This window comes from Phytobacter cepae, assembly GCF_054165735.1.
In genome coordinates this window covers 4,917,032-4,941,837 of record NZ_CM135107.1, presented here as the reverse complement: position 1 = coordinate 4,941,837, position 24,806 = coordinate 4,917,032, and the positions used below count along the sequence as shown (strand labels likewise).

The 24,806-nt window shown below is 53.8% G+C and carries 24 protein-coding genes and 4 tRNA genes; 16 read left to right on the top strand and 12 right to left on the bottom strand.

Annotated features, from left to right (window positions below; translation table 11 throughout):
• The first annotated feature begins 63 nt into the window (after positions 1–63).
• The 4 genes from ACUY4Q_RS23150 to ACUY4Q_RS23135 all read left to right on the top strand — a co-directional run bounded on the left by ACUY4Q_RS23150 (position 64) and on the right by ACUY4Q_RS23135 (position 527).
• Positions 64–140: transfer RNA gene (locus ACUY4Q_RS23150), tRNA-Arg, on the top strand.
• Positions 141–208: 68 nt separating this feature from the next.
• Positions 209–284 (top strand) — tRNA-His (locus tag ACUY4Q_RS23145).
• 43 nt (positions 285–327) lie between these two features.
• Positions 328–413, top strand: a tRNA-Leu gene (locus tag ACUY4Q_RS23140).
• A gap of 37 nt (positions 414–450) precedes the next feature.
• Positions 451–527 (top strand) — tRNA-Pro (locus tag ACUY4Q_RS23135).
• A gap of 528 nt (positions 528–1,055) precedes the next feature.
• On the opposite strand, the gene ACUY4Q_RS23130 is transcribed toward ACUY4Q_RS23135, so the two are convergent.
• The 5 genes from ACUY4Q_RS23130 to hemC form a co-directional block, all read right to left on the bottom strand.
• Positions 1,056–2,267: an MFS transporter gene (locus ACUY4Q_RS23130; protein WP_458044963.1), complete on the bottom strand. Its 1,212-nt coding sequence runs from the start codon at positions 2,265–2,267 to the stop codon at positions 1,056–1,058.
• Positions 2,268–2,443: 176 nt separating this feature from the next.
• Complete coding sequence (gene hemY, locus ACUY4Q_RS23125) at positions 2,444–3,640, bottom strand: protoheme IX biogenesis protein HemY (RefSeq protein WP_458044962.1); 1,197 nt, start codon at positions 3,638–3,640, stop codon at positions 2,444–2,446.
• 2 nt (positions 3,641–3,642) lie between these two features.
• Complete coding sequence (gene hemX, locus ACUY4Q_RS23120) at positions 3,643–4,800, bottom strand: uroporphyrinogen-III C-methyltransferase (protein WP_458044961.1); 1,158 nt, start codon at positions 4,798–4,800, stop codon at positions 3,643–3,645.
• Between the two features lie 21 nt (positions 4,801–4,821).
• Positions 4,822–5,562: a uroporphyrinogen-III synthase gene (gene hemD / locus ACUY4Q_RS23115; protein ID WP_458044960.1), complete on the bottom strand. Its 741-nt coding sequence runs from the start codon at positions 5,560–5,562 to the stop codon at positions 4,822–4,824.
• Complete coding sequence (gene hemC, locus ACUY4Q_RS23110; RefSeq protein ID WP_458044959.1) at positions 5,559–6,500, bottom strand: hydroxymethylbilane synthase; 942 nt, start codon at positions 6,498–6,500, stop codon at positions 5,559–5,561. The genes hemD and hemC overlap by 4 nt, the downstream gene beginning before the upstream one ends.
• Positions 6,501–6,808: 308 nt before the next feature.
• Here hemC and cyaA point away from each other — a divergent pair, with 308 nt between their 5' ends.
• Positions 6,809–9,352 carry a class I adenylate cyclase gene (cyaA, locus tag ACUY4Q_RS23105; protein ID WP_458044958.1) on the top strand — a complete coding sequence of 848 codons (2,544 nt, stop codon included), beginning with the start codon at positions 6,809–6,811 and terminating at the stop codon, positions 9,350–9,352.
• A 98-nt stretch (positions 9,353–9,450) separates the two neighbouring features.
• Here cyaA and cyaY read toward each other — a convergent pair whose 3' ends face one another.
• Positions 9,451–9,771, bottom strand: coding sequence for an iron donor protein CyaY (gene cyaY, locus ACUY4Q_RS23100; RefSeq protein ID WP_458044957.1), 321 nt, complete (start codon positions 9,769–9,771; stop codon positions 9,451–9,453).
• Between the two features lie 137 nt (positions 9,772–9,908).
• Between cyaY and lptM the strand changes: the two genes are divergently transcribed.
• The 8 genes from lptM (at position 9,909) to corA (ending at position 16,956) form a co-directional block, all read left to right on the top strand.
• Positions 9,909–10,109, top strand: a complete 201-nt coding sequence (gene lptM / locus ACUY4Q_RS23095; RefSeq protein ID WP_458044956.1) for an LPS translocon maturation chaperone LptM — start codon at positions 9,909–9,911, stop codon at positions 10,107–10,109.
• 44 nt (positions 10,110–10,153) lie between these two features.
• Positions 10,154–10,978, top strand: coding sequence for a diaminopimelate epimerase (gene dapF, locus ACUY4Q_RS23090; RefSeq protein ID WP_458047426.1), 825 nt, complete (start codon positions 10,154–10,156; stop codon positions 10,976–10,978).
• Positions 10,975–11,682, top strand: a complete 708-nt coding sequence (locus ACUY4Q_RS23085; protein WP_458044955.1) for a DUF484 domain-containing protein — start codon at positions 10,975–10,977, stop codon at positions 11,680–11,682. Before dapF ends, ACUY4Q_RS23085 begins: the two co-directional genes overlap by 4 nt.
• A complete protein-coding gene (xerC, locus tag ACUY4Q_RS23080) occupies positions 11,679–12,581 on the top strand; it encodes a tyrosine recombinase XerC (protein WP_458044954.1) in 903 nt (300 codons plus the stop codon). Before ACUY4Q_RS23085 ends, xerC begins: the two co-directional genes overlap by 4 nt.
• Positions 12,581–13,297 carry a 5-amino-6-(5-phospho-D-ribitylamino)uracil phosphatase YigB gene (gene yigB / locus ACUY4Q_RS23075; protein WP_458044953.1) on the top strand — a complete coding sequence of 239 codons (717 nt, stop codon included), beginning with the start codon at positions 12,581–12,583 and terminating at the stop codon, positions 13,295–13,297. The genes xerC and yigB overlap by 1 nt, the downstream gene beginning before the upstream one ends.
• A 187-nt stretch (positions 13,298–13,484) precedes the next feature.
• Entirely contained in the window at positions 13,485–15,647 is a 2,163-nt protein-coding gene (gene uvrD / locus ACUY4Q_RS23070; protein ID WP_458044952.1) for a DNA helicase II, read from the top strand.
• A gap of 148 nt (positions 15,648–15,795) precedes the next feature.
• Positions 15,796–15,852: a YsgD/CorL family protein gene (ysgD, locus tag ACUY4Q_RS23065; protein ID WP_353889132.1), complete on the top strand. Its 57-nt coding sequence runs from the start codon at positions 15,796–15,798 to the stop codon at positions 15,850–15,852.
• A gap of 153 nt (positions 15,853–16,005) precedes the next feature.
• A complete protein-coding gene (corA, locus tag ACUY4Q_RS23060; protein ID WP_458044951.1) occupies positions 16,006–16,956 on the top strand; it encodes a magnesium/cobalt transporter CorA in 951 nt (316 codons plus the stop codon).
• Positions 16,957–17,001: 45 nt separating this feature from the next.
• Here the strand turns inward: corA and ACUY4Q_RS23055 are convergent, their stop codons facing one another.
• From ACUY4Q_RS23055 to yigI, 5 genes are all read right to left on the bottom strand, one after another.
• Positions 17,002–17,394 (bottom strand): DUF2628 domain-containing protein, encoded by a 393-nt coding sequence (locus tag ACUY4Q_RS23055; protein ID WP_458044950.1) that lies wholly within the window; start codon positions 17,392–17,394, stop codon positions 17,002–17,004.
• A 33-nt stretch (positions 17,395–17,427) separates the two neighbouring features.
• A complete protein-coding gene (locus tag ACUY4Q_RS23050) occupies positions 17,428–17,805 on the bottom strand; it encodes a hypothetical protein (RefSeq protein ID WP_458044949.1) in 378 nt (125 codons plus the stop codon).
• Between the two features lie 155 nt (positions 17,806–17,960).
• Complete coding sequence (locus ACUY4Q_RS23045) at positions 17,961–18,986, bottom strand: LacI family DNA-binding transcriptional regulator (RefSeq protein ID WP_458044948.1); 1,026 nt, start codon at positions 18,984–18,986, stop codon at positions 17,961–17,963.
• 44 nt (positions 18,987–19,030) lie between these two features.
• Complete coding sequence (rarD, locus tag ACUY4Q_RS23040) at positions 19,031–19,918, bottom strand: EamA family transporter RarD (protein ID WP_458044947.1); 888 nt, start codon at positions 19,916–19,918, stop codon at positions 19,031–19,033.
• A gap of 52 nt (positions 19,919–19,970) precedes the next feature.
• Positions 19,971–20,438, bottom strand: coding sequence for an acyl-CoA thioesterase YigI (gene yigI / locus ACUY4Q_RS23035; protein ID WP_458044946.1), 468 nt, complete (start codon positions 20,436–20,438; stop codon positions 19,971–19,973).
• 161 nt (positions 20,439–20,599) lie between these two features.
• Here yigI and pldA point away from each other — a divergent pair, with 161 nt between their 5' ends.
• The 3 genes from pldA (at position 20,600) to rhtC (ending at position 24,051) form a co-directional block, all read left to right on the top strand.
• Positions 20,600–21,475: a phospholipase A gene (gene pldA, locus ACUY4Q_RS23030; RefSeq protein ID WP_458044945.1), complete on the top strand. Its 876-nt coding sequence runs from the start codon at positions 20,600–20,602 to the stop codon at positions 21,473–21,475.
• A gap of 67 nt (positions 21,476–21,542) precedes the next feature.
• Positions 21,543–23,369 (top strand): ATP-dependent DNA helicase RecQ, encoded by a 1,827-nt coding sequence (gene recQ / locus ACUY4Q_RS23025; protein WP_458044944.1) that lies wholly within the window; start codon positions 21,543–21,545, stop codon positions 23,367–23,369.
• A gap of 61 nt (positions 23,370–23,430) precedes the next feature.
• Positions 23,431–24,051, top strand: a complete 621-nt coding sequence (gene rhtC, locus ACUY4Q_RS23020) for a threonine export protein RhtC (RefSeq protein ID WP_458044943.1) — start codon at positions 23,431–23,433, stop codon at positions 24,049–24,051.
• A gap of 38 nt (positions 24,052–24,089) precedes the next feature.
• Here rhtC and rhtB read toward each other — a convergent pair whose 3' ends face one another.
• Positions 24,090–24,710 carry a homoserine/homoserine lactone efflux protein gene (rhtB, locus tag ACUY4Q_RS23015; protein ID WP_458044942.1) on the bottom strand — a complete coding sequence of 207 codons (621 nt, stop codon included), beginning with the start codon at positions 24,708–24,710 and terminating at the stop codon, positions 24,090–24,092.
• Positions 24,711–24,806: the final 96 nt, after the last annotated feature.

Genomic DNA, 24,806 nt, shown 5'->3' with positions numbered 1-24,806 from the left:
TTTAAAAAGGCACTAGACAGAGGGTAGGGAAGTCCGTAATATCCAGCCCCGCAACGGCGCTAAGCGCCCGTAGCTCAGCTGGATAGAGCGCTGCCCTCCGGAGGCAGAGGTCTCAGGTTCGAATCCTGTCGGGCGCACCATTTAACCCGGTGCTTGATGAGCTGCGGTGGCCTGTAAAATACAGGGCCGCGTGAAAAAATTTGTAGTGGTGGCTATAGCTCAGTTGGTAGAGCCCTGGATTGTGATTCCAGTTGTCGTGGGTTCGAGTCCCATTAGCCACCCCATTAATTAGTAGTAAAAGTTTAGTTGTAAAAAGTTTAGTGGAATGCGAAGGTGGCGGAATTGGTAGACGCGCTAGCTTCAGGTGTTAGTGTCCTTTGGATGTGGGGGTTCGAGTCCCCCCCCTCGCACCACAACTTTGATTAAACAAAAAGTCAAAAAGTAGTACATCGGCGAGTAGCGCAGCTTGGTAGCGCAACTGGTTTGGGACCAGTGGGTCGGAGGTTCGAATCCTCTCTCGCCGACCAATTTTGAACCCCGCTTCGGCGGGGTTTTTTGTTTTCTACGCCCTGCAAATTATGCCTTTCTCTTTTGTTGCGAATCAGCGACAACCTGAACCCTGAATGTCGCCGTTGAGAGACGTTTAACTTATTGATTTAATTTACCTTAATCGTAAGAGATACGACTTGTCGCTCGCAGGCGACACTTCTGTGTACTAACGCCAACTCGCTCAAGATGTCCCGCTTCTTTCGCCCCCTGAATTTCCTGCATTCCTAAAAGCTTGCTGACGATCGGTTTTGCTAATGCGAACCTGGCACACTATGTGCAATAATATACCTGTAGATGCTCATTCCATCTCTTATGTTCGCCTCAGGGCCTCATAAACTCAGGAATGATGCAGAGCCGTTTACGGTGCTTATCGTCCACTGACAGATGTCGCTTCGGCCTCATCAGACACCATGGGCATAACGTTGAGTGAAGCACCCAATTATGTTGTCATAAAGACCTGTTTTAACGCCTGCTTTTTAGCAGGCGTTTTTTTATGCTTTTTTAGATTATTGTCGGTAATGGTGCATGAGCAGGGCCGACAATAGCAGCGTGCAGAGTGATACCGCGTAGAGTGCCTGCATGGCTCCCCATTCGCTGGCAAGCGCTGCGGCAAGGGATGTCACCACGGTGGCGGTGACCGTTTGCCAGCGCCAGGCTCGGGCACTGGCTGACGAGACCTGTTCGGCAGAAAACCCGGCGAGCAGGCTAAAGGTTCCTATTGCAAACAATATGTTAGAAGCCAGATGGGCGACAAAAATCAGTCCCGATGCCGCTAACAACTCACCTGACACCTGCGGCACCATACCGTAGCTCACCAGATAGATTCCCAGACACATCAACAAAACCCGATTGCGACTGGCATAGTGGGAGAGCTTATTACCATCGAGCAGTAACGGGCCACAAAGCTGCCCCAGGCTACGAGCAAAAAGCAAAGGTAGCGTCAGGCTTGTCGCATTATCCGGTTGTATCTGCTGGATCAGTGCGGGCAGTAATGCCATGGCAGGTGAGCCAACCGCAGCGAGCACAGGAAGTATCAGTATGCTTCGCTTTTGTGCCTTGTTCAGTTGACGCCAATTGACCGCTGACGCCTGTTCTGACTTCCCATGTTGTTCCCCATGATGCGCATGGCTGGAGAGAAATGTGAGGATCAATAATGTTATCGCGGCCAGGAAGCTCACCGCATCAACGCTCAGTAGCACCCGTGGATCGACGCGACCATACAAAAGCACGCCAATGCCGGTACCCAACAACACCTGGGAAGCAAAAATCACGTTTTCCATAGCCGTCGCCGCCGGTAACTCCCGCTCTGACAAGCCGCGCTTAAAGATAAGCGTCAGCGCCGGCCACGACATCCCGCCCAACAGAGCTTCAACCGACTGAACCAGAAGTAACGCCGTGATGCTGTGATGCAAGATCCCAAGCAATGGCAGGGTCAGCGCGACCAGGCCCAGGGTTTCGGTGAGGATCAAAAGGTAATAGGGGGAGAGGCGTTGGCAAAGCCTCTCGCCAATGAGACTCCCTACAAAACCGGGCAATGTCGCCAGCACCCAGGCAAGTGTCAGTGTTGACGGTGAGGCCTGCCAGTCAAGTAACAGGCCAAAGACCAGCACCTGCGTTAAGCCATTGCCAAGCGAAGATAAGATGAATGCGCAAAGCAACAGCCGCAGCCAATGATGCACGCGCAATGCGCGCGTAAGCGCAAAAAACAGAGTGTTCATGATGATTTCCCAAAACGAGTGATGCCCTGCAGCAAGGTGCTGCACAGTTGAAAAAGGGGAACTCGAGGGAAATCGTTACATTGGCGGGCGTATTCCGTTAATTGAGACTCGAAAACTGTAGCACAGCACGGTCACATTAACAGGCAAAAAAAACGGGGCCGACTGGCCCCGTGATATCAGGAAGGAGGATTGTTTTGTAATGTCAGTAACAATCCGTCGCGGCGCATTGTCGCCGCCTCTTCCGGCTGATGGAGGCGGTCAAGACAGTCCGCCAGCCATGCATAGTCGAACGCATCAGGCCGCTGCTTAAGGGCGGCACGAAACGCCAGGCACGCTTCTTTCCATTCGCCGTGCTTCATCAATGACTGTCCCAGCGTGCTCCACAGGAGTGGGCGGTCGCCCTGGGTTTTGATCTGCTGACGAAGGATCTTTTCGACCTGCTCAGGGTTATTTGTTTTCAGCCGTGGAATGACCAGTACCAGGCGATCGTCATAATGGCGTTTGAGGCCATCAAGAATGATTTCCTGCGCCGTATCATGGTCGTCACATTCAATCAAATGCTCAGCCATCGCCACCTGTAGCACTGCCTGATGACGGGTTTTACGGTTCTGGTTTTTCCACCACGCTTTTAGTCCCTCGCTGCCCTGGTCTGCCCTGGCTTGATCCATCAAACCAATCCAGGCCTGTTGCTGAAGGGCATCACGATGCGCTTCGTCACCGACATTGGCTTTGGTCATGGAAGGAATAATGTCGAGCAGCGAACTCCATGCGCCGGTACGAATATAAGCCTGCTCTGCAAGACGCAGCACTTCAGGGTGCCTTGGCGTGATTTCAAGCAGTTTATCGACGCCGTGACGCGCAGCATGATTTTCATTACGGGCAAGCTGTAACCGGACGCGGGTGATTTCGACCGGAATCAGATCGTTGCCTGCCAGTTCAGCGGCACGTTCCAGGTGCTGATTGGCCCGGATCTCATCGCCACGCTGCTGGGCCGCTTCGGAGGCCAGCAGATAGTTCACCACCGGCTGTTCAGCGTGATCGGCGTTTTTCGCCATCAGCTTCTCAACCTGCTGGTAATCCCCTTCGGCCAGTTTGAGCAGCGCCTGCTCTGTTTGCTTACGAGCACGACGACGCTTACGGCCAACGAACCAACCGCGCGTATGGGCGCCAGTACGGAAAATACGGCGCAGCAGCCATTCAACGGCAAACAGAACCACGAGCGCCAACACGAGGATGATCACCAGACCGGTAACGCTTGTTTCAATGTTGTAATTATCCGTCTGGATAAGTACATAACCCTGATGACCCGCAATCATCGGCCCTACGACGATACCCGCCAATAACAGTGCAAAGAGTAATAATACTTTCAGCATGATTATTCTCCCTGCGGCGCGTTAGCGGGGGCGGGCTGTTCAGCCTCGGCACCGGGTTGCGTCAGTAAATTGCGCACGCGGGTTTGCATCAGTTTTTCCACAATCGGCTGGCTTTGCAGGGATTCCGGAATTTCCATGCCGATGCTTTGTTGATCGAGCTTGTCGACTTCATCAAGGAAAGCTTTGGTTGTGGCATCGTCGGTATCGTAGTAAGCACGAACCCAGGTCGACACGTTATCCAGCGCCTGCTTGTAAGTCTCTTCCTGATGACGAGGTACGGCCTGCGCCGCTACTAACAGACGTGAACGAATATTTTCACGCAGGTACACGTCCTGATTAGGGGCCAGCAGCGGCACCGCTGTTTCATCACGACGGCGAATCGTAATAAAGCTATCCATAAAGTTCTGCCAGCTTTTCTGCAGGTTAACGCGCCATTCGCTGATAGAGCTGGAGAGTTCGCCACTGTCGGCATCCATCGGAGAATCATCGTCGTTATTGTCTGCCAGACGCAAATTATCAATTTGGTTGGCAAGCTGATTCACCTTCAGGATGATGCCGTCATAGTCCACCTGGGTAATCGCCGACAAACGGGTGATATCTTCGGTGATGGCGCGGCGGGCAGCGATCAGGCTGGGGTCGTTCATTTCCGCAAGGCTAATATCCGCACTTTTCAACAGGGCGGCGGCGGTGGTGGCATCCTGATCGCTCCAGAGCTTACGCCCCGCCAGTTTGACCAGAAAATCAGCCTGCGCCAGAAGCCAGGTTTTAGCGTCTGAGCCCGAAATGGTCGCCACTTTTTGCTGCAGCTCATCCAGTTGCTTCGTGAGCGCTGCCTGCTGGTTTTTCGCATCGTCCAGCTGAGTCGCCTGCTGTTTAATGATCTCTTCCAGCCCGGCTTTTTGTTTATCCTGCGCTTGCTGCAAGCTGATGACCTGGTTTGCCAGTTCATCATTCGTTGCACGAATAACGGTGGTCTGATGCTTGACCCAGCCATAAAGACCGACGCCTGCGGCCAGTGCGATAGCAATCGCAATCACACTCAGCGCAAGACTTGTCTTGCCAGCGCGGTTGTTCTTCTCGGCTTTTTCGGGCGGCGGCGTGTTGCCATCAACCTGTTTGGTCTCTTCGACCACGGCAGAGGAGTGTTGTTGTTCCGTCATTATGGCTTCCCATTATGAGTGTTATTGTAATGCGCGAATCAGCGCATCGTTTTCTGCGTTATCAGCGACCTGAATATCCTGCCAGCCCAATTCCCGGGCGAGGTTCGCCAGACGTTCACTGACGACAAGGAGTCGGCAATGAAGTAACCAGTTTTCACGATACCAGGGCGGGGTGAGCGAGAAAAGTTGCTGTAACATTTCGCCGCTGGTGACCACCAGAGTTTTCACCCCACGCGTGTGCCAGCGCATCGCCTCTTCCGCACCATCGTAATGTTTCATATTACGTTGATAGCATTCGCAAAATTCTACTTTGGCACCGCGAGCTTCGAGAGTTTGACCCAATAATTCACGGCCGCCGTTACCTCGTAAGATTAGCGCACGTTTGCCCTGAATGTTTTGTAATTCAGGCAATTGTAGTAAGACTTCGCTAATTTCCCGATCCAGCGGATAGCGTACATCAAGACCGCTGACCTTATGTAATGCCAGTGCGGTGGTGCGGCCAATAGCAAAGTAATGCGGCTGCACTGGCCAGGTTTGGTGGATCTGCCGTAAGTGAGCCTGGGCGAACGTCACAGCATGTTGTGAAAGGACAAAAACCAGATCGTCCGCGGTGAGCGAGAGTAACCTGGTCGCCAGGGAATTCAGCTCGCGGCCCGGCGAAAACTCGATCAGCGGAAAGCTCCATGCCACCCGACCCAGTGCGCGCAACCGGCTCACTAAAATATCCCCTGCGGGGGAGGGGCGGGTGACAAGAATAGTCATGCGGGCGCATCTCCGTTATACACGTCGGCCAGAATTTCGCGTGCGCCGTTTTCCAACAGCTCTTCAGCGAGCGAAATACCCATCTGAACGGCGTCTGCCGGATGACCACGTCGTTCGCCACGAATGATGGCTGAGCCATCCGGTGCGCCGACTAACGCGCGCAGCCAGAGCTCACCGTCAATCAGTTCAGCGTAGCTGCCAATCGGTACCTGGCAGCCTCCTTCCAGCCGGGTATTCATGGCGCGTTCGGCTGCAACACGCAGCGAGGTCTCATCATGATTGAGTGGGGCGAGCAGTGCGCGGGTATGCTCATCCGCGAGGCGGCATTCAATACCCACTGCGCCCTGGCCCACTGCCGGAAGCGAGAGTTCCGCTGGCAGTGCCTGGCGAATACGGGATTCCAGACCCAGGCGTTTGAGCCCTGCCACTGCAAGAATGATGGCGTCATAGTCACCGTTATCAAGTTTGCTAAGACGCGTGCCAACATTGCCTCGCAGGGAACGTATCAACAGATCCGGGCGACGGGCGGCCAATTGGCACTGGCGGCGTAAACTTGACGTGCCAACTACGCTGCCAATCGGTAATGCCTCCAGGCTCTCGAAGTGATTGGAGACGAAAGCATCTCGCGGATCGTCGCGCTCACAAATCGTTACCAGCCCTAAACCGTCCGGGAATTCAACCGGCACATCCTTCATGGAATGCACGGCAATATCGGCACGGTTTTCAAGCAATGCCAGTTCCAGCTCTTTAACAAACAAGCCTTTACCGCCCACTTTTGCCAGAGGCGTATCCAGAATCACATCACCACGCGTCACCATCGGTACCAGTTCAACCGTCAGGCCTGCGTGGTGCGCTTCAAGGCGCGCCTTAACAAAATGTGCCTGCCAGAGCGCAAGGGGGCTTTGCCGTGTGGCAATTCTTAAAACATTGTCTAACATGCTTGTTACCGTCATTATCGTCTGTTGACCATCCTAACATTGTTGTCCTGGGGTGTCAGGTTTGCGGTGAATGCACGGGAAGTGGTGGGTTTTACCATCACGACAAGACTCGCCTAAGTCGTAAGTGGGAATTTACACGTAGTGAAGGGTGCTACAATGGTATGTAGCGCATCTTTCTTTACGGTCAATGAGCAAGGTGTTAAATTGATCACGTTTTAGACCATTTTTTCGTCTTTACCACCATAAAGTGTAAGGCGAAAAAGGGTGACGGCTAAATTGGCTTTTCTGTAACCATCAGGCGATATGTCTTGTACCTCTATATTGAGACTCTGAAACAGAGACTGGATGCCATCAATCAACTGCGTGTGGATCGCGCGCTTGCTGCCATGGGTCCTGCTTTCCAGCAGGTCTACAGTCTGCTGCCGACATTGTTGCACCATCATCATCCGCTGATGCCGGGTTACCTCGACGGTAACGTTCCAAAAGGCATTTGCCTTTACACGCCTGATGAAACCCAACTGCACTACCTCAATGAACTCGAACTCTATCGTGGTATGCCGCCGCAGGTGTCGGCAAAAGGCGAACTGCCGATTACGGGCGTCTATTCCATGGGGAGTACCTCTTCGGTAGGGCAGAGCTGCTCGTCCGATCTGGATATTTGGGTGTGCCATCAATCCTGGTTGGATAACGAAGAGCGCCAGCTATTGCAACGCAAATGCAGCCTGCTTGAGAGCTGGGCTGCGTCGCTGGGGGTGGAAGTCAGCTTCTTCCTGATTGATGAGAACCGTTTCCGCCATAATGAAAGCGGCAGTCTGGGTGGTGAAGACTGTGGCTCGACGCAGCATATTTTGCTGCTTGATGAATTCTATCGTACCGCTGTGCGCCTGGCCGGTAAGCGTATTCTGTGGAATATGGTCCCGGGCGATGAAGAAGAACATTATGACGATTACGTCATGACGCTCTACGCACAGGGTGTACTGACGCCAAACGAATGGCTGGATCTGGGTGGCCTGAGTTCCCTCTCTGCCGAAGAGTACTTCGGTGCCAGCCTGTGGCAACTCTATAAAAGCATCGATTCTCCGTATAAAGCGGTGCTGAAAACGCTGCTGCTGGAAGCCTATTCCTGGGAGTATCCAAACACCCGCCTGCTGGCAAAAGACATTAAACAGCGTCTGCACGACGGCGAAATCGTCTCGTTTGGCCTGGACCATTACTGCATGATGCTGGAGCGTGTGACCCAGTATCTGACTGCCATTGAAGATTTCACTCGTCTTGATCTCGTGCGTCGATGTTTCTACTTAAAAGTGTGTGAGAAACTGAGTCGCGAGCGCGCGTGTGTCGGCTGGCGGCGTGAAGTGGTCAGTCAATTAGTGAAAGAGTGGGGTTGGGACGATGCGCGCCTGACTATGCTCGATAACCGGGCAAACTGGAAAATCGATCAGGTGCGTGAAGCGCACAACGAACTGCTCGATGCCATGATGCAGAGCTACCGTAACCTCATCCGCTTTGCTCGCCGCAATAATCTGAGCGTCTCCGCCAGTCCGCAGGACATCGGCGTGTTGACCCGTAAGCTGTACGCCGCTTTTGAAGCGCTGCCGGGCAAAGTCACGCTGGTGAACCCGCAAATTTCGCCGGATCTCTCCGAGCCAAATTTAACCTTTATTCATGTTCCGCCGGGCCGTGCGAACCGCACGGGTTGGTATCTCTACAATCGCGCCCCGAACATGGACTCTATCGTTAGCCATCAGCCGCTGGAATATAACCGCTACCTTAACAAGCTGGTGGCCTGGGCGTGGTTCAACGGTCTGTTAACGTCGCGTACCCATCTCTATGTGAAGGGTAACGGCATTGTTGATCTGGCAAAACTGCAGGAGATGGTGGCGAACGTGTCGCATCACTTCCCGCTGCGCCTGCCCGCGCCCACGCCAAAGGCGCTCTACAGCCCGTGTGAAATTCGCCATCTGGCGATTATCGTCAATCTTGAATATGACCCGACGGCGGCATTCCGCAATCAGGTTGTGCACTTCGATTTCCGCAAACTGGATGTGTTCAGTTTTGGCGAGCAGCAAAACTGCCTGGTCGGTAGCGTTGACCTCTTGTACCGCAACTCGTGGAACGAAGTGCGTACGCTGCACTTCAACGGCGAGCAGGCGATGATCGAAGCGCTAAAAACCATCCTTGGTAAAATGCACCAGGATGCCGCGCCGCCGGACAGTGTGGAAGTGTTCTGCTACAGCCAGCATCTGCGTGGATTGATCCGTACGCGTGTGCAACAGCTTGTTTCTGAGTGCATTGAGCTGCGCCTTTCCAGTACCCGTCAGGAAACCGGGCGCTTTAAAGCGCTGCGCGTCGCCGGGCAGACCTGGGGATTGTTCTTTGAGCGTCTGAACGTGTCGGTGCAAAAACTGGAAAATGCGATCGAATTTTACGGTGCCATTTCCCATAACAAGCTGCACGGTCTTTCGGTTCAGGTGGAAACCAATCACGTTAAGCTGCCGCAGGTGGTGGACGGTTTTGCCAGCGAAGGGATTATTCAGTTCTTCTTTGAAGAGACCGGCGATGACGGCTTCAACATCTATATTCTCGATGAGAGCAACCGCGCGGAAGTTTATCATCACTGCGAAGGCAGCAAAGAGGAGCTGGTGCGTGACGTAAGTCGTTTCTACTCTTCGTCTCACGACCGCTTTACCTACGGTTCCAGCTTCATCAACTTCAATCTGCCGCAGTTCTACCAGATTGTGAATGTGGATAATCGGATGCAGGTGATTCCGTTCCGCAATCAGGCCATTACGCCCGTAGCGTCTGCCAACCAGGATAACAACGCGCCGTTGTTGCAGCAGTATTTCTCTTAACCATGATGCCGGATGGTGTTGTAAACACTTTATCCGGCCTACAAATGGTGCATAACGTGTAGGCCGGATAAGGCGGAGCCGCCATCCGGCAAAAAAACTCAGCGGAAGCTAACCTCTTCACCCGCCTGTTGTGTCGCAGCCTGTTCAAGTAAATCCCAGAAGGTTTCACCTGAACGGTCACTTACCCACTCTTCCCCTTTAAGGTCAAAATGGTAGCCACCTTGTTTGGTTGCCAGCCATACCTGATGCAGCGGCTCCTGACGGTTAATGATGATTTTGCTGCCGTTTTCAAAGGTAATGGTCAGTACGCCACCGTTGATTTCGCAGTCGATATCGCTGTCGCCGTCCCAATCGTCAAGACGCGCTTCGATGGTCTCCCAGAGGGCATCTGCCAGGCGATGAAATTCACTGTCGTTCATTGTCGTTTCCCGTTTTAGGTGATGGCGGCAGTATAACGCGAAATATTTCCCGATGCAGGGTGCGTGCAAACTCTTGCTTTTGTGTCTTCTCCTGCGATGATAGATGAAAGAAAGGATGAACTAACAGGCTACCTACAATGAAAGAAGTGTGTCGCACGCTGACCGTACTACTGGCCCTATTCAGCCTGACCGGCTGTGGTCTGAAAGGACCGTTATATTTCCCGCCGGCCGATAAAAACGCGCCGCCGCCAACGAAGAAAGCTACACCCGTTCTCCAGTCGAGTACGCCGGATCGTAACGATCGTGGTGATAACGGTGGCCCGAGCCAGGTTAACTAATTACGATCCCCATTCTGTACCCGCGTAGGTAATTGGAGTAGATGATGCAGTTCTCGAAGATGCATGGCCTTGGCAACGATTTTATGGTCGTCGACGCGGTGACGCAGAATGTCTTTTTTTCCCCGGAACTGATTCGTCGTATGGCGGACAGGCATCTGGGCGTGGGGTTTGATCAACTACTGGTGGTTGAACCTCCGTACGATCCTGAACTTGATTTCCACTATCGCATTTTCAACGCCGATGGCAGTGAAGTGTCGCAGTGTGGCAACGGCGCACGCTGCTTTGCGCGTTTTGTTCGACTGAAAGGATTAACCAACAAGCGAGACATTCGTGTCAGCACCGCTAACGGACGCATGGTATTAAGCGTGACGGAAGACGAGCTGGTTCGCGTAAACATGGGTGAGCCTAATTTCGAACCGTCCCAGGTGCCGTTCCGCGCGAACAAAGCGGAAAAGACCTATATTATGCGGGCGGCGGAGCAAACCATAATGTGCGGCGTCGTCTCAATGGGTAACCCGCACTGCGTGATTCAGGTTGATGACATCGATACCGCGCCGGTCGAAACGTTAGGACCGGTCATGGAGAGCCATGAACGCTTTCCTGAGCGGGCCAATATTGGTTTTATGCAGGTTGTTAAACGCGATTTTATCCGCCTGCGGGTGTTTGAACGCGGCGCCGGTGAAACGCAGGCCTGCGGCAGCGGCGCATGCGCAGCCGTTGCAGTCGGTATTCAGCAAGGTTTGCTGACGGAAGAAGTACGAGTCGAATTGCCAGGCGGCCGACTGGATATCGCCTGGAAAGGCCCGGGCCAACCGTTATATATGACTGGCCCGGCGGCACATGTCTACGACGGGTTTATTCATCTATGAAGCAAGTTGGGGAAGAACAGCAGGACACCCTGGCCGAACTGGACGACAGGGCGGTTGTGGAGTATCTGCTGCGCAATCCTGAATTCTTTATTCGTAATGCACACGCAGTGGAACAAATTCAGGTCCCGCACCCGGTGCGCGGCATGGTTTCTCTGGTGGAATGGCACATGGCGCGCGCGCGCAATCATATCAATGTGCTGGAAGATAACATGACGCTGTTGATGGAGCAGGCCAGTGCGAACGAAGGCCTGTTCTATCGATTACTCCGTCTGCAAAGTAAGCTGGCATCGGCCGGCAGTCTCGAAGAGATGCTCAATCGCTTCCATCGGTGGGCAAAAGATCTTGGGCTTGCAGGCGCGACCATTCGTCTCTTCCCGGACCGCTGGCGTCTGGGAGCCCCCTCCGGCTTTACGCATCTTGCGCTCTCCCGACAGGCGTTCGAATCTTTTCGCATTCAACGGCTGGGTCATCAGCAGCACTACCTGGGGTCGCTGAACGGGCCTGAGCTATTACTGCTGCTACCCGAAGCGAAAGCGATTGGATCGTCAGCTGTTTCAATGATGGGGCGCGATGCCGATTTGGGCGTGGTTATCTTCAGCAGCCGCGATCCCCACCATTATCAATCTGGTCAGGGCACGCAGTTAATTGAAGAGATCGCCATCATGTTACCGGATCTGCTGGAGCGTTGGATCGAACGCGTATGACCGATACGCCACTTCACCAGGCCGTTGCACGATTCCTGCGTTACCTGGGTGTCGAGCGCCAGCTCAGCCCCATCACTTTACTCAATTATCAGCGCCAGCTGGATGCCATCATTGCGTTAGCCAGTGAGATTGGGCTTCAGCGCTGGCAGCAATGCGATGCCGCCATGGTTCGCGCCATTGCCGTGCGTAGTCGTCGTAAAGGGCTCGGTGCCGCTAGCCTGGCGCTGCGTCTTTCAGCCCTGCGCAGTTTCTTCGACTGGCTGGTGGGGCAGGGCGAACTGCCTGCCAACCCGGCGAAAGGGGTTTCTGCGCCAAAAACGCCGCGTCACCTGCCTAAAAATATTGATGTCGATGATGTGAATCGTCTGCTGGATATCGATCTTAACGACCCCCTGGCGGTGCGCGACCGGGCGATGCTCGAAGTCATGTATGGCGCCGGTTTGCGTCTGTCTGAGTTGGTTGGGCTGGACATTAAACATGTCGATCTGGAGAGCGGTGAAGTTTGGGTGATGGGCAAAGGCAGCAAAGAGCGTCGCCTGCCCATCGGGCGTAATGCGGTTATCTGGATTGAGCACTGGCTGGATTTACGTGGCCTTTTCGGCACTGATGACGATGCGCTGTTCCTGTCGAAACTGGGTAAACGTATTTCGGCGCGCAATGTACAAAAACGGTTTGCCGAATGGGGTATCAGGCAGGGGCTGAACAGTCATGTACATCCCCATAAGCTGCGCCACTCCTTTGCCACCCATATGCTGGAGTCCAGCGGCGACCTGCGCGGTGTGCAGGAGCTTCTCGGCCATGCTAATCTTTCCACCACGCAAATTTATACTCATCTTGATTTTCAACACCTTGCCTCAGTGTATGACGCAGCGCATCCACGCGCCAAACGGGGGAAATAATGCGATTTTACCGACCAACAGGCCCGATCTCGGCTCTCACCTTCGATCTGGACGACACGCTGTATGACAACCGTCAGGTCATCCTGCGTACGGAGCAGGAGTCTCTGCGCTTTGTGCAGGGCTATCACCCATCGCTGAATGCGCTGGAAAGCACCGATCTGCACCGCATTCGTCAGTCTTTGCGTGAGACGGAGCCGGAAATTTATCATGACGTGACCGAGTGGCGTCGACGTGCCGTTGAGCGCGCGATGCTTGATATGGGCTTAACGGCAGATGAGGCTACCGCCGGAGCCGAAGCGGCAATGCACCATTTCGCCAAATGGCGTAGCCGCATTGATGTCCCGCCGGAGACGCACGAGACGTTGGCAAAACTGGCGGAAAAATGGCCACTGGTAGCCATCACCAACGGCAATGCGCAGCCGGCGCTTTTTGGTCTGAATGACTACTTTAAGTTTGTGCTTCGCGCTGGCCCTGATGGCCGTTCCAAGCCTTTTAACGATATGTATCACCTTGCTGCCGAGCGCCTGGATGTGCCGTTGGGCGAAATCCTTCACGTAGGGGATGATCTGACCACCGATGTGGCAGGTGCCATTCGCTGCGGAATGCAGGCCTGCTGGATCAAACCTGAAGGTGCTGACCTGTTGACGGCAAACGATAGCCGCTTGCTGCCCCATCTGGAAATTTCGCGGTTGGCATCCCTCACCACGCTGATATAATCACCAACAGTTCTGTATAAATTCCCAGGGGTTGTTGCGCGTCATCCTTTGGTTTACAGGTGCGTTGGTTGTCCTCACTCACCCCAGTCACATAGTTTATCTATGCTCCTGGGGATTCATGAGCTTGCCGCCTTCCTGTAAACCACATGATATAGCGCAACGGCTTCATACTAACCCGGCGGTGCCAATGGACGTTTCTTACCTGCTTGACAGCCTCAATGACAAACAACGTGACGCCGTTGCAGCGACACGTTCCAATATGCTGGTGCTGGCTGGGGCAGGCAGTGGTAAAACGCGCGTATTGGTCCATCGTATTGCCTGGCTGCAAAGTGTGGAAAACTGCTCCCCGTACTCCATTATGGCGGTGACCTTTACCAACAAAGCGGCAGCGGAAATGCGTCACCGTATTGCCCAGTTGATGGGCACAAGCCAGGGCGGCATGTGGGTCGGCACCTTCCACGGGCTGGCGCACCGCCTGTTGCGCGCCCATCATATGGATGCGAACCTGCCGCAGGATTTTCAAATTCTCGACAGCGAAGATCAGCTGCGTTTGCTTAAGCGTCTGATTAAAGCGATGAATCTTGATGAGAAACAGTGGCCGCCGCGTCAGGCCATGTGGTACATCAACGGCCAGAAAGATGAGGGTATCCGCCCGCATCATATTCAAAGCTACGGCAACCCCGTTGAACAGACCTGGCAGAAAGTGTATCAGGCCTATCAGGAAGCTTGCGATCGCGCAGGGCTGGTGGACTTTGCCGAGCTGCTGCTGCGTGCCCACGAGCTGTGGCTGAATAAACCGCACATCCTCCAGCACTACCGCGAACGCTTCACCAACATTCTGGTGGACGAATTCCAGGATACCAACAACATTCAGTACGCGTGGATCCGCCTGCTGGCAGGGGACACCGGCAAAGTGATGATTGTTGGTGATGATGACCAGTCCATTTACGGCTGGCGTGGCGCACAAGTGGAGAATATTCAACGCTTCCTGAAGGATTTTCCCGGTGCCGAAACCATCCGTCTTGAGCAGAACTATCGCTCGACCAGCAATATTCTCAGCGCGGCAAACGCCCTGATCGAAAATAACAACGGTCGTCTGGGCAAAAAACTGTGGACCGAAGGCATTGAGGGAGAGCCGATTTCGCTCTACTGCGCCTTCAACGAACTCGACGAAGCCCGCTTTGTCGTCAACCGGATTAAAACCTGGCAGGACAACGGCGGTGCGCTCGAGAAGTGCGCCATTCTCTATCGCAGCAACGCCCAGTCGCGTGTACTGGAAGAGGCGTTATTGCAGGCCAGCATGCCGTACCGTATTTATGGGGGGATGCGCTTCTTCGAACGTCAGGAAATCAAAGATGCGCTCTCCTATTTGCGTCTTATTGCTAACCGTAATGATGATGCGGCGTTTGAACGTGTGGTCAACACGCCAACGCGTGGGATTGGCGATCGTACGCTGGATGTGGTGCGGCAGGCCTCCCGCGACCGCAAGCTAACGCTGTGGCAGGCCACCCGTGAGTTATTGCAGGAAAAAGCGCTGGCCGGACGCGCAGCCAGTGCGTTGCAGCGTTTTATGGAGCTGATTGACGCTCTGGCTCAGGAAACGGCCGAAATGCCGCTGCACGTACAGACCGATCGGGTGATCAAAGATTCAGGTCTGCGCATGATGTATGAGCAGGAAAAAGGCGAGAAAGGCCAGACGCGTATCGAGAACTTAGAGGAACTGGTGACGGCAACGCGTCAGTTCAGCTACAACGAAGAAGATGAAGATCTGATGCCGCTGCAGGCGTTCCTCTCCCATGCCGCGCTGGAAGCGGGGGAAGGGCAGGCTGATACCTGGCAGGATGCGGTGCAGCTGATGACGCTGCATTCGGCGAAAGGTCTGGAGTTCCCGCAGGTGTTTATCGTCGGTATGGAAGAAGGGATGTTCCCGAGCCAGATGTCGCTGGATGAAGGCGGGCGTCTGGAGGAGGAGCGCCGTCTGGCTTACGTCGGCGTGACCCGTGCCATGCAGAAACTGACGCTCACCTACGCGGAAACCCGTCGCTTGTACGGCAAAGAGGTGTATCACCGCCCGTCGCGCTTTGTGGGCGAACTGCCGGAAGCCTGCGTGGAAGAGGTACGTTTACGCGCCACCGTTAGCCGCCCGGTCAACCACCAGCGCATGGGAACACCGATGGCAGAAAACGACACCGGCTACAAGCTGGGGCAGCGGGTCCGCCACGCGAAGTTCGGCGAGGGCACCATTGTGAACCTGGAAGGCAGCGGCGAACACAGCCGCTTGCAGGTGGCGTTCCAGGGGCAGGGCATCAAATGGCTTGTCGCTGCCTACGCTCGGCTTGAGACAGTCTAACATTCAGAAAAATATCATCTTTTTGTAATAATCTGCTAGCCTTATACGCTGAGGGGGAAATATTACCCCTTAGCGTTCCGTTGCGAGTTGACGCCTAATTTTTGCTGGCGTAACATGCGCGCACGATCACGCTAAGAGGACATTCGCCTTGGACACACCCAGTACATACTGGCTCAATTCCCTGTCATCCAGGAACAACTCCTAAGGCTATCTCCTCATGCTGATGGCCTTAGTGGTTGTCAGCGATCTGTTTTATTCCCGTCGCGCTGAGTCAGGCTGTTTAATGGTCTGAAACGCCTCATGTTTCTTGTGTGCCCAACCGAACTGTCCAGACATTTTTGTATTGGGAGTCCCGGTCATGCTGAGCGCATTTCAACTCGAAAATAATCGTTTAACCCGCCTCGAGGCTGATGAAATCAAGCACCTCGCCAGCTCTGTATGGGTTGATTTGGTCGAGCCGGACGATGACGAACGACAACGCGTGCAAACGGAACTTGGCCAGAATCTGGCAACACGCCCTGAACTGGAAGACATCGAAGCATCTGCACGTTTTTTTGAAGATGAAGACGGTCTGCACATTCACTCCTTCTTCTTTTATGAAGATGCGGAAGATCACGCTGGCAACTCCACCGTGGCATTTACTATCCGTGAAGGCCGCCTGTTTACCCTGCGTGAGCGTGAACTGCCGGCATTTCGCCTCTACCGTATGCGAGCGCGTAGCCAGGCCATGGTAGATGGCAACGCCTACGAATTGCTGCTCGATCTCTTTGAAACCAAAATTGAGCAGTTGGCCGATGAGATCGAGAATATTTATAGCGATCTGGAAAAGCTGAGCCGGGTGATCATGGAAGGGCATCAGGGTGATGAGTACGATGAAGCCCTCTCCACGCTGGCGGAACAAGAAGATATCGGCTGGAAAGTTCGTCTGTGTCTGATGGATACCCAGCGCGCACTGAACTTCCTTGTGCGTAAAGCGCGTTTACCGGGCGGTCAACTCGAACAGGCGCGTGAAATCCTGCGCGATATCGAATCCCTGCTGCCGCACAACGAATCGCTGTTCCAGAAAGTGAACTTCCTGATGCAGGCGGCGATGGGCTTTATCAATATCGAGCAGAACCGCATCATCAAGATCTTCTCGGTGGTCTCCGTGGTGTTCCTGCCGCCGACGCTTGTGGCATCAAGCTATGGTATGAACTTTGAGTTTATGCCTGAGCTGCATCTGAGCTTTGGCTACCCCGCAGCCATTGTTCTGATGATGCTTGCCGGTCTGGCACCGTATCTCTATTTCAAACGGCGTAACTGGCTGTAAGTCGATATATAAAAAGGTTCAGCAATAACGCTGAACCTTTCTGTTTTACAGGCTCCAGGTCTGAATACCCTTAACCTTTAATTCGTAAAACCATATATTCGCCCGCGAGGCGGTATAGATATTAACGACAAAGGCCAGAAAACGCAGGTCGGTTGCCGCAATAATCACTGCAACTACAATATTTAGTAGTAAGATCAGAATTGATTTTTTCCACAATCCCAATATCAGCAAATAGATAACTGAAAAGAAATAGGCGAAGAAGTTCATCGATACTTTAATCTTTTGGCCAAAGGTCATTGTCTTAAAGGCTTCTCTCCACGCTGGGGTCGCACCCCAAAAAGCAGGTAATCCATTCTTATCAAAGAAAGCGAAACGAAACTTCCATTTCTCACTTAATGACGGATCATTCTGGTAATCATAGTCGTTAGCGACGCTCATGTTTCTCTCCATAAAAGGTTAGTTTTTGCAGGGTTAATCTGCGGGTTTGTCATGTGTAGGGGCGAGAAGTAAGAGTAAAAAAACGAGAAAGTCGAAGCCGTTGCTGAGTTTGATCGCGATGCTTTCGCATTCTGCGCCAAAGAAGAACCCAAGCACGGCAGAGGCACTGTAAATCGTTATCGAGGTAATAATCACATAGCGTGCTTTTAATCCACTGTCTCGACTACGCTGCGCATTAATATTTACCTTCAGGTAGGTATATAACAGCATGCACAACAGGAGAATGACAGGGTGCTCATCCAGATTGAAGGCGAGGGACAGATAGATAACGTGTAAAAGAATATAGATAAGGATATACGGCCCGCGCATCAGCCGTGTTTTGCCAGAGGGCAAAAAAATCCTGCTCATCATTTCGCATTCATCCTGAACAGTGAAAATGAAAGAGCTTAAAACATAGCATTGAGATTTGAAATATGCGAAACAGAAATTGAAGTATATCGAATAAGCGAAGGCGAGACTCCCACTTGCTTATTTAATTTCTCGAACAAAGATAATAGGCGAGAGCTTTATGGCGTCTGGACGCGCGTCGAATGTCGGTCAATAAGAGTAAAGCCGATGTCGTCATTGACGATATCATGATCGCCGTTTTTCAGGCGACGTAGCAGGGCGGCCGCGGCCAACTGACCCAGTCGTTTGCCATCAATGCGTACCGTCGACAGAGGCGGGAAAGTATGCGCAGCGAAGCTCATATCGCCAAAACCAAATACCGAAACCTGTTCCGGCACCTTCAGGTGGCGGCTCGCGGCTTCGGTGAGAACGCCGTGGGCGAGGGTATCGGAAGTACATACAACGACACGCGGCGTACTGTCCGTTTCAAGGATGCGTGTTAAGCCCTCGCGCCCTTGCTCCAACGCTGGAAGCTCCGTAAAGCTATGATGCACAACATCAGTGATACCATGGGACTGTAAGGTCTCCAGAAACGCCTGCGCTCGCACTTTACCGCGTGGGTCATCAACGGAGAGCAGCGCGAAATGACGGTATCCCTGACCAAATAAATGATGAGCCACACGGCGCCCCACCTCTTCGTGCGAAAATCCCACCAGCATATCAATAGGCGAATCACTCACATCCCAGGTTTCCACCACCGGCACGCCCGTTGCGCGCAGACGCTTGCGGCTGGGTTCGGTGTGCACTGTCCCGGTGAGAATAATGCCGTCCGGGCGGCGGCTGAGGATCACGTCCAGCAGCTCCTGCTCCTGTTTGGCTTCATACCCCGAGATACCGAGCAGCACCTGGTAACCGTTAGCGGCCAGTTGTTCAGCAATCGCCTGAAACGTATCCGAAAAAAGGGGGTTGGTGAGCATCGGCACCAGTACCGCCACCAGGCGGCTGCGGTTAGAGGCCAGCGCACCCGCGTTTTGATTAGGCACAAAACCCGTCTCTTCAATGACTTTCAGCACCCGGTTGCGCGTAGATTCTTTGACCTGCTCCGGCTGGTTCAGCACGCGGGACACCGTAATGGGCGCCACGTTAGCCATTTTCGCTACATCTGCGATGCGCAGTCCTGAAACAGTCTGTTTACGCCCTGGCATACGCTGTCCACCACTGAAAGACGGTTAGTTTAATGGGGTTTATCTTATCGACCACGACGCTGGGTATACAGTGCATCGACAACAAAAACAGCCAATGCCACCCAAATAAAGGCAAAGGTCACCATTTTGTCGGCGCCCGGATGTTCGTCGTAGAAGCCCACCGCCAGCAGAAACATCAGCGTTGGGCCGATGTACTGGAAGAATCCGAGCGTGGACAGACGCAGACGCGTTGCCGCACCGGTAAAGCAAAGCAGGGGAACCGTGGTGACGACACCCGCTGCCATCAATAGCAGGTTAAGTGACCAGGTGTTTTGCATCATATGGCTGGTTTCACTGTTGGCGATGCCGAACAACCAGATTGCCGCCACGGGAAGCAGCCAGAGCGTTTCAACCAGCATGCCGGTTTGCGCATCCACGGCAATTTTCTTACGGATGAGACCATAAAAGGCGAAGCTAAAGGCCAGACCCAGTGAGATGACAGGCAGCGAACCGAAGGCCCACAATTGCACCAGTACGCCGGTCGCCGCCAGCACCACCGCGACCCACTGCATGCGACGAAAACGCTCACCGAGGAAGATCATCCCCAGCAAAATGTTCACCAGCGGATTGATGAAATAGCCGAGGCTCGCTTCCAGTAAATGATGATTATTCACCGACCAGATAAACAGCAGCCAGTTTCCCCCCACCAGGGTGGCTGACAAGGCTAACAGAAAGATTTTTTTCGGGGTCTTCAGCAGCTGTTTGACCTGCCGCCACTGCCGGCTGACGCTTATCAGCGCAATCATGAAGAAAAAAGACCAGATGATGCGGTGAGTCAGAATTTCATCGGCAGGAACAAACCAAATGACTTTGAAATAGGCCGGCGCGATACCCCAAATAAAATAAGCCGCGAGGGCGAGTAACACCCCTTGTCGCGTCTGCTTTGCATCCATGTCAGTGAACTCGTTGCTGAAAAAGTGACGTTACTTTACCTGATTTTGTGACTTAACCCACCATATAGGTCGCGGTTGCGCTTGCGATATAGACCTCTTCTTCGTTATGTAACTCCACGCGGGCAACAGCCACTTTGTTTCCTGCGCGCAGTAAACTGCTGCTGGCGGTAAAACGGTTTCCACGGCCCGGGCGTAAATAATCCACACGTAAATCAATGGTTCCCATACGCGATAAGCGGGTACGCAGTTCATCTTCAGTGAGTGTGTCATGGCGGGTGAGCGTACTGCCGACGCAGACCAGTCCGGCGGCGACATCCAGCGCAGAGGCAATTACCCCGCCATGAAGAATGCTCTGCGCCCAGTTGCCGACCATCATCGGCTGATTATTAAAACTGAGCTGGGCGAACTCCTTTTCATAGCGAATGAGTTCCAGACCCAGTGCACGATTAAACGGCATGTGATAAACAAAGATCTCACCCACCAGTTTGAGCGCGGCATCGGCTGTGAGGATGGCTGACATAGGGGCTTTATCCATAAAGTTAATGAAATGTTGATTTTATGCCTCTAAATTGTTGATTGCCAGTTTCAGAAAGGATACCTGCGCAGTAGTTCAATAAATCTGTAGAATAGGTGGCGTTAAAATATTCAGTTCAACAACATTGTTCAGGGGAAAGAGAGCCGATGCGGACGTTTCTGGGTTGGTTTGCGGCAGTGTGCATGCTGCCATTTGCAGCATTTGCGCAGGAAGCGACAGTAAAAGAAGTTCATGATGCACCCGTGGTACGCGGCAGTATTATCGCGAATATGCTGCAAGAGCATGATAATCCGTTCACGCTCTATCCGTATGAATCGAACTACCTGCTTTATACCTATACGAGCGACATGAACAAAGAGGCCATACGCACATATAGCTGGTCTGACGAAGCGCGCAAGGATGAAGTGAAATTCCAGCTCAGCCTGGCGTTCCCGCTCTGGCGCGGCATTGTTGGTCCGAATTCTGTACTGGGTGCGTCCTATACACAAAAATCCTGGTGGCAGCTTTCGAACACCGATGAACCCGCTTCCTCGCCGTTCCGCGAAACCAACTATGAACCGCAGCTATTTCTCGGTTTCGCCACCGACTACAGCCTCGCTGGCTGGACGCTGCGCGATATGGAGTTTGGTTTCAACCATGATTCTAACGGCCGCTCCGACCCGACTTCGCGTAGCTGGAACCGCCTCTACACGCGTTTGATGGCGCAAAACGGCAACTGGCTGGTAGAGGTGAAACCCTGGTACGTGGTGGGGAACACTGACGATAACCCGGATATCACCAAGTATATGGGCTACTACCAGGCGCGAATCGGTTATCAGTATGGAGAGACCATCTTCAGCGTGAAAGGGCAATATAACTGGAACACCGGCTACGGTGGCGCAGAACTGGGCGTTAGCTATCCGATCACCAAACATGTCCGTTTCTACACCCAGGTGTACAGTGGTTATGGCGAGTCGTTGATTGACTACAATTTCAATCAGACACGCGTCGGTGTTGGCGTAATGCTCAACGATCTGTTTTAAGCATTGCAGTTTGACGAGCAGGCGCTGAAAATAGCGCCTGTTTTTTTTGCGGGTGAATGGGGTACATGTGGCGCAGGCGGAAGTATTGAATCTGGAATCGGCAGCTTTACAGGTTTTACGTGAAACCTTTGGCTACCAGCAGTTCCGTCCGGGCCAGCTGGATATTATCGACACGGCGCTCGCCGGTCGCGACTGCCTGGTGGTCATGCCCACCGGTGGCGGGAAATCCCTGTGTTATCAAATTCCGGCGCTGATCCTCCCGGGGTTAACCGTGGTGGTCTCACCGCTGATTTCACTGATGAAAGATCAGGTCGATCAGCTCCTTGCCAACGGCGTGGCGGCGGCGTGCCTGAACTCAACGCAAAACCGTGAGCAGCAGCTTGAAGTGATGGCGGGGTGCCGCTCCGGGCACATCCGTCTGCTCTACATCGCTCCTGAGCGGCTGATGCTCGACAATTTCCTTGAACAACTTCGCCACTGGAACCTTACCCTGTTAGCGGTGGATGAAGCGCACTGTATTTCTCAGTGGGGCCACGATTTCCGCCCGGAATACGCGGCGCTGGGGCAGTTGCGCCAGTATCTGCCTGCGGTTCCCTTTATGGCGCTGACCGCCACCGCGGATGACACCACGCGTGCCGATATCGTGCGTCTGCTGGGGCTTAACGACCCGCTGATTCAAATCAACAGCTTCGATCGCCCGAACATTCGCTACATGCTGATGGAGAAGTTCAAGCCCCTCGATCAGCTTCTGCGCTATGTGCATGACCAGCGCGGCAAATCCGGGATCATTTACTGCAATAGCCGCGCGAAGGTGGAAGATACCGCAGCCCGCCTGCAAAGCCGGGGCTTTAGCGCAGCGGCCTACCATGCCGGGCTGGAGAATGATGTGCGCGCCAGCGTGCAGGAGAAATTCCAGCGCGATGACCTGCAGATTGTGGTGGCCACCGTGGCGTTCGGCATGGGCATCAACAAACCCAACGTGCGCTTTGTGGTCCATTTCGACATTCCGCGTAATATCGAATCCTACTATCAGGAAACCGGTCGCGCCGGGCGTGACGGGTTACCCGCCGAAGCCATGCTGTTCTATGCCCCGGAAGACATGGCCTGGCTGCGTCGTTGCCTGGAAGAAAAACCCGCCGGGCAGCTACAGGACATTGAGCGCCATAAGCTCAATGCCATGGGGGCCTTTGCCGAGGCGCAAACCTGCCGTCGTCTGGTGCTGCTCAATTACTTTGGCGAAGGGCGCCAGGCGTCCTGCGGCAACTGCGATATCTGCCTTGATCCACCGAAACGCTATGACGGGCTCACCGATGCGCAAATTGCCCTTTCCACCATTGGTCGGGTTAATCAGCGGTTCGGGATGGGCTATGTGGTCGAGGTGATCCGTGGCGCGAATAACCAACGTATCCGTGAGTTTGGCCACGATAAGCTCAAAGTGTACGGGATGGGGCGGGATAAAAGTCATGAGCACTGGGTAAGCGTGATTCGACAACTTATCCATTTGGGGCTGGTTACGCAGAATATTGCGCAACACTCGTGCTTACAGATGACGGATGCCGCGCGTCCCGTACTGCGGGGTGAAGTGCCTTTACAACTGGCCGTACCGCGCATGGTGGCGATTAAATCCAGGGTGATGCAAAAGGCCGCCGTCGGCAACTATGACCGTAAGCTCTTCGCCAAACTGCGTAAACTGCGCAAAGCGATTGCCGATGAAAACAACGTGCCGCCGTATGTGGTCTTCAACGATGCGACCCTGATTGAAATGGCAGAACAGATGCCCATCTCGCCCGGTGAAATGCTCGGCGTGAACGGGGTCGGTGTACGCAAGCTTGAGCGTTTCGGCCAGGAATTTATGGCGCTGATCCGTGCGCACGTTGATGGTGATGACGAGTAGCCAGCCCGGCCGAAAAGTGCCAGGATAGTTACCTACTTTATTATTTCCCCGCGAGTTAACCATGTTAATGCTGTTTCTCACCGTCGCCCTGGTGCACATTGTGGCGTTAATGAGTCCAGGCCCGGACTTTTTCTTTGTGTCGCAAACCGCCGTCAGCCGCTCCCGTAAAGAGGCGATGATGGGTGTGCTGGGTATTACCACGGGCGTCATGGTATGGGCAGGTGTTGCCTTGCTCGGTCTGAATCTGATTCTGGAGAAAATGGCCTGGCTGCACAGCATCATTATGGTCGGCGGTGGCCTCTATCTGTGCTGGATGGGCTACCAGATGCTGCGGGGGGCACTGAAAAAAGAAGAGAAAAATGCCGAAGCGCCTGCGGTAGCGCTGGCGACCAGTGGCCGCAGCTTTATGAAAGGCTTGCTGACCAATCTCGCCAACCCGAAAGCCATTATCTACTTCGGCTCGGTATTCTCTCTGTTTGTGGGCGACAACGTAGGCGCTCACGCGCGCTGGGGCATCTTCGTGCTGATCTCACTGGAAACCTTCGCCTGGTTTACCGTGGTGGCAAGCCTGTTTGCCTTACCGGCGATGCGTCGCGGTTATCAGCGTCTGGCAAAGTGGATTGACGGTTTTGCCGGTGCGCTGTTCGCCGGTTTCGGCATTCATCTCATCATTTCGCGCTAACTGAAAGACCGGGTGACGTCTGCCATCCGGTCATCTCCTCAGGCATGTCTTGCCGATGCCAGCAGGGCGCCCACCAGCATAAACAACGAACCAAACACCTTATTTAGCGCCTTCATTTGATGCGGCCCTTTGATCCATCCCGCAATACGCTGTGCCAGGGTCGCGTAACCAATCATCACGATGATATCGACGACGATGGTGGTCACGCCCAGCACCACGTACTGCATGAGCTGGGGCTGATGCGGCACGATAAATTGCGGGAACAGGGCAGCCAGAAAGACGATGCTCTTCGGGTTGGTCAGGTTCACAAAGACCGCACGTTTAAACAGGCGCGTGCGTGACTGGGTCTGCGCAAGGGTATTCAGATCGATCGCCCCGGCGGCACGCCATTGTTGAATACCGAGCCAAATCAGGTAGGCGGCCCCCGCCCATTTCAGCACCTCAAACGCCAGCACCGAGCGGGAGAACAGGGTGCCCAGGCCCACGCCGACCAGCACAATATGAATGCCGAGGCCAGTTTGTAGTCCGGCAATGGACGCCGCTGCGCCGCGATAGCCATGGCTTATCGAGGTGGTCATGGTGTTAATCGCCCCGGAACCGGGCGACAGGCTGAGGATAATGGACGTCAGCAGATAGGCGAACCACCACTCGAAGGTCATGAGAAACTCCCTGGTTGTCTGTTTTTATGCCACAATACGCTATTGTCCGCAGACGTTGCTATAGGTCACAAAAAACGTTTTTTTCTCGTGAGTGAG

Coding starts and splice junctions, on each gene's coding strand:
- ACUY4Q_RS23130 (WP_458044963.1), bottom strand. CDS start 2,267: ATGAACACTCTGTTTTTTGCGCTTACGCGCGCATTGCGCGTGCATCAT.
- hemY (WP_458044962.1), bottom strand. CDS start 3,640: ATGCTGAAAGTATTATTACTCTTTGCACTGTTATTGGCGGGTATCGTC.
- hemX (WP_458044961.1), bottom strand. CDS start 4,800: ATGACGGAACAACAACACTCCTCTGCCGTGGTCGAAGAGACCAAACAG.
- hemD (WP_458044960.1), bottom strand. CDS start 5,562: ATGACTATTCTTGTCACCCGCCCCTCCCCCGCAGGGGATATTTTAGTG.
- hemC (WP_458044959.1), bottom strand. CDS start 6,500: ATGTTAGACAATGTTTTAAGAATTGCCACACGGCAAAGCCCCCTTGCG.
- cyaY (WP_458044957.1), bottom strand. CDS start 9,771: ATGAACGACAGTGAATTTCATCGCCTGGCAGATGCCCTCTGGGAGACC.
- lptM (WP_458044956.1), top strand. CDS start 9,909: ATGAAAGAAGTGTGTCGCACGCTGACCGTACTACTGGCCCTATTCAGC.
- dapF (WP_458047426.1), top strand. CDS start 10,154: ATGCAGTTCTCGAAGATGCATGGCCTTGGCAACGATTTTATGGTCGTC.
- ACUY4Q_RS23085 (WP_458044955.1), top strand. CDS start 10,975: ATGAAGCAAGTTGGGGAAGAACAGCAGGACACCCTGGCCGAACTGGAC.
- xerC (WP_458044954.1), top strand. CDS start 11,679: ATGACCGATACGCCACTTCACCAGGCCGTTGCACGATTCCTGCGTTAC.
- yigB (WP_458044953.1), top strand. CDS start 12,581: ATGCGATTTTACCGACCAACAGGCCCGATCTCGGCTCTCACCTTCGAT.
- uvrD (WP_458044952.1), top strand. CDS start 13,485: ATGGACGTTTCTTACCTGCTTGACAGCCTCAATGACAAACAACGTGAC.
- corA (WP_458044951.1), top strand. CDS start 16,006: ATGCTGAGCGCATTTCAACTCGAAAATAATCGTTTAACCCGCCTCGAG.
- ACUY4Q_RS23055 (WP_458044950.1), bottom strand. CDS start 17,394: ATGAGCGTCGCTAACGACTATGATTACCAGAATGATCCGTCATTAAGT.
- ACUY4Q_RS23050 (WP_458044949.1), bottom strand. CDS start 17,805: ATGATGAGCAGGATTTTTTTGCCCTCTGGCAAAACACGGCTGATGCGC.
- ACUY4Q_RS23045 (WP_458044948.1), bottom strand. CDS start 18,986: ATGCCAGGGCGTAAACAGACTGTTTCAGGACTGCGCATCGCAGATGTA.
- rarD (WP_458044947.1), bottom strand. CDS start 19,918: ATGGATGCAAAGCAGACGCGACAAGGGGTGTTACTCGCCCTCGCGGCT.
- yigI (WP_458044946.1), bottom strand. CDS start 20,438: ATGTCAGCCATCCTCACAGCCGATGCCGCGCTCAAACTGGTGGGTGAG.
- pldA (WP_458044945.1), top strand. CDS start 20,600: ATGCGGACGTTTCTGGGTTGGTTTGCGGCAGTGTGCATGCTGCCATTT.
- rhtC (WP_458044943.1), top strand. CDS start 23,431: ATGTTAATGCTGTTTCTCACCGTCGCCCTGGTGCACATTGTGGCGTTA.
- rhtB (WP_458044942.1), bottom strand. CDS start 24,710: ATGACCTTCGAGTGGTGGTTCGCCTATCTGCTGACGTCCATTATCCTC.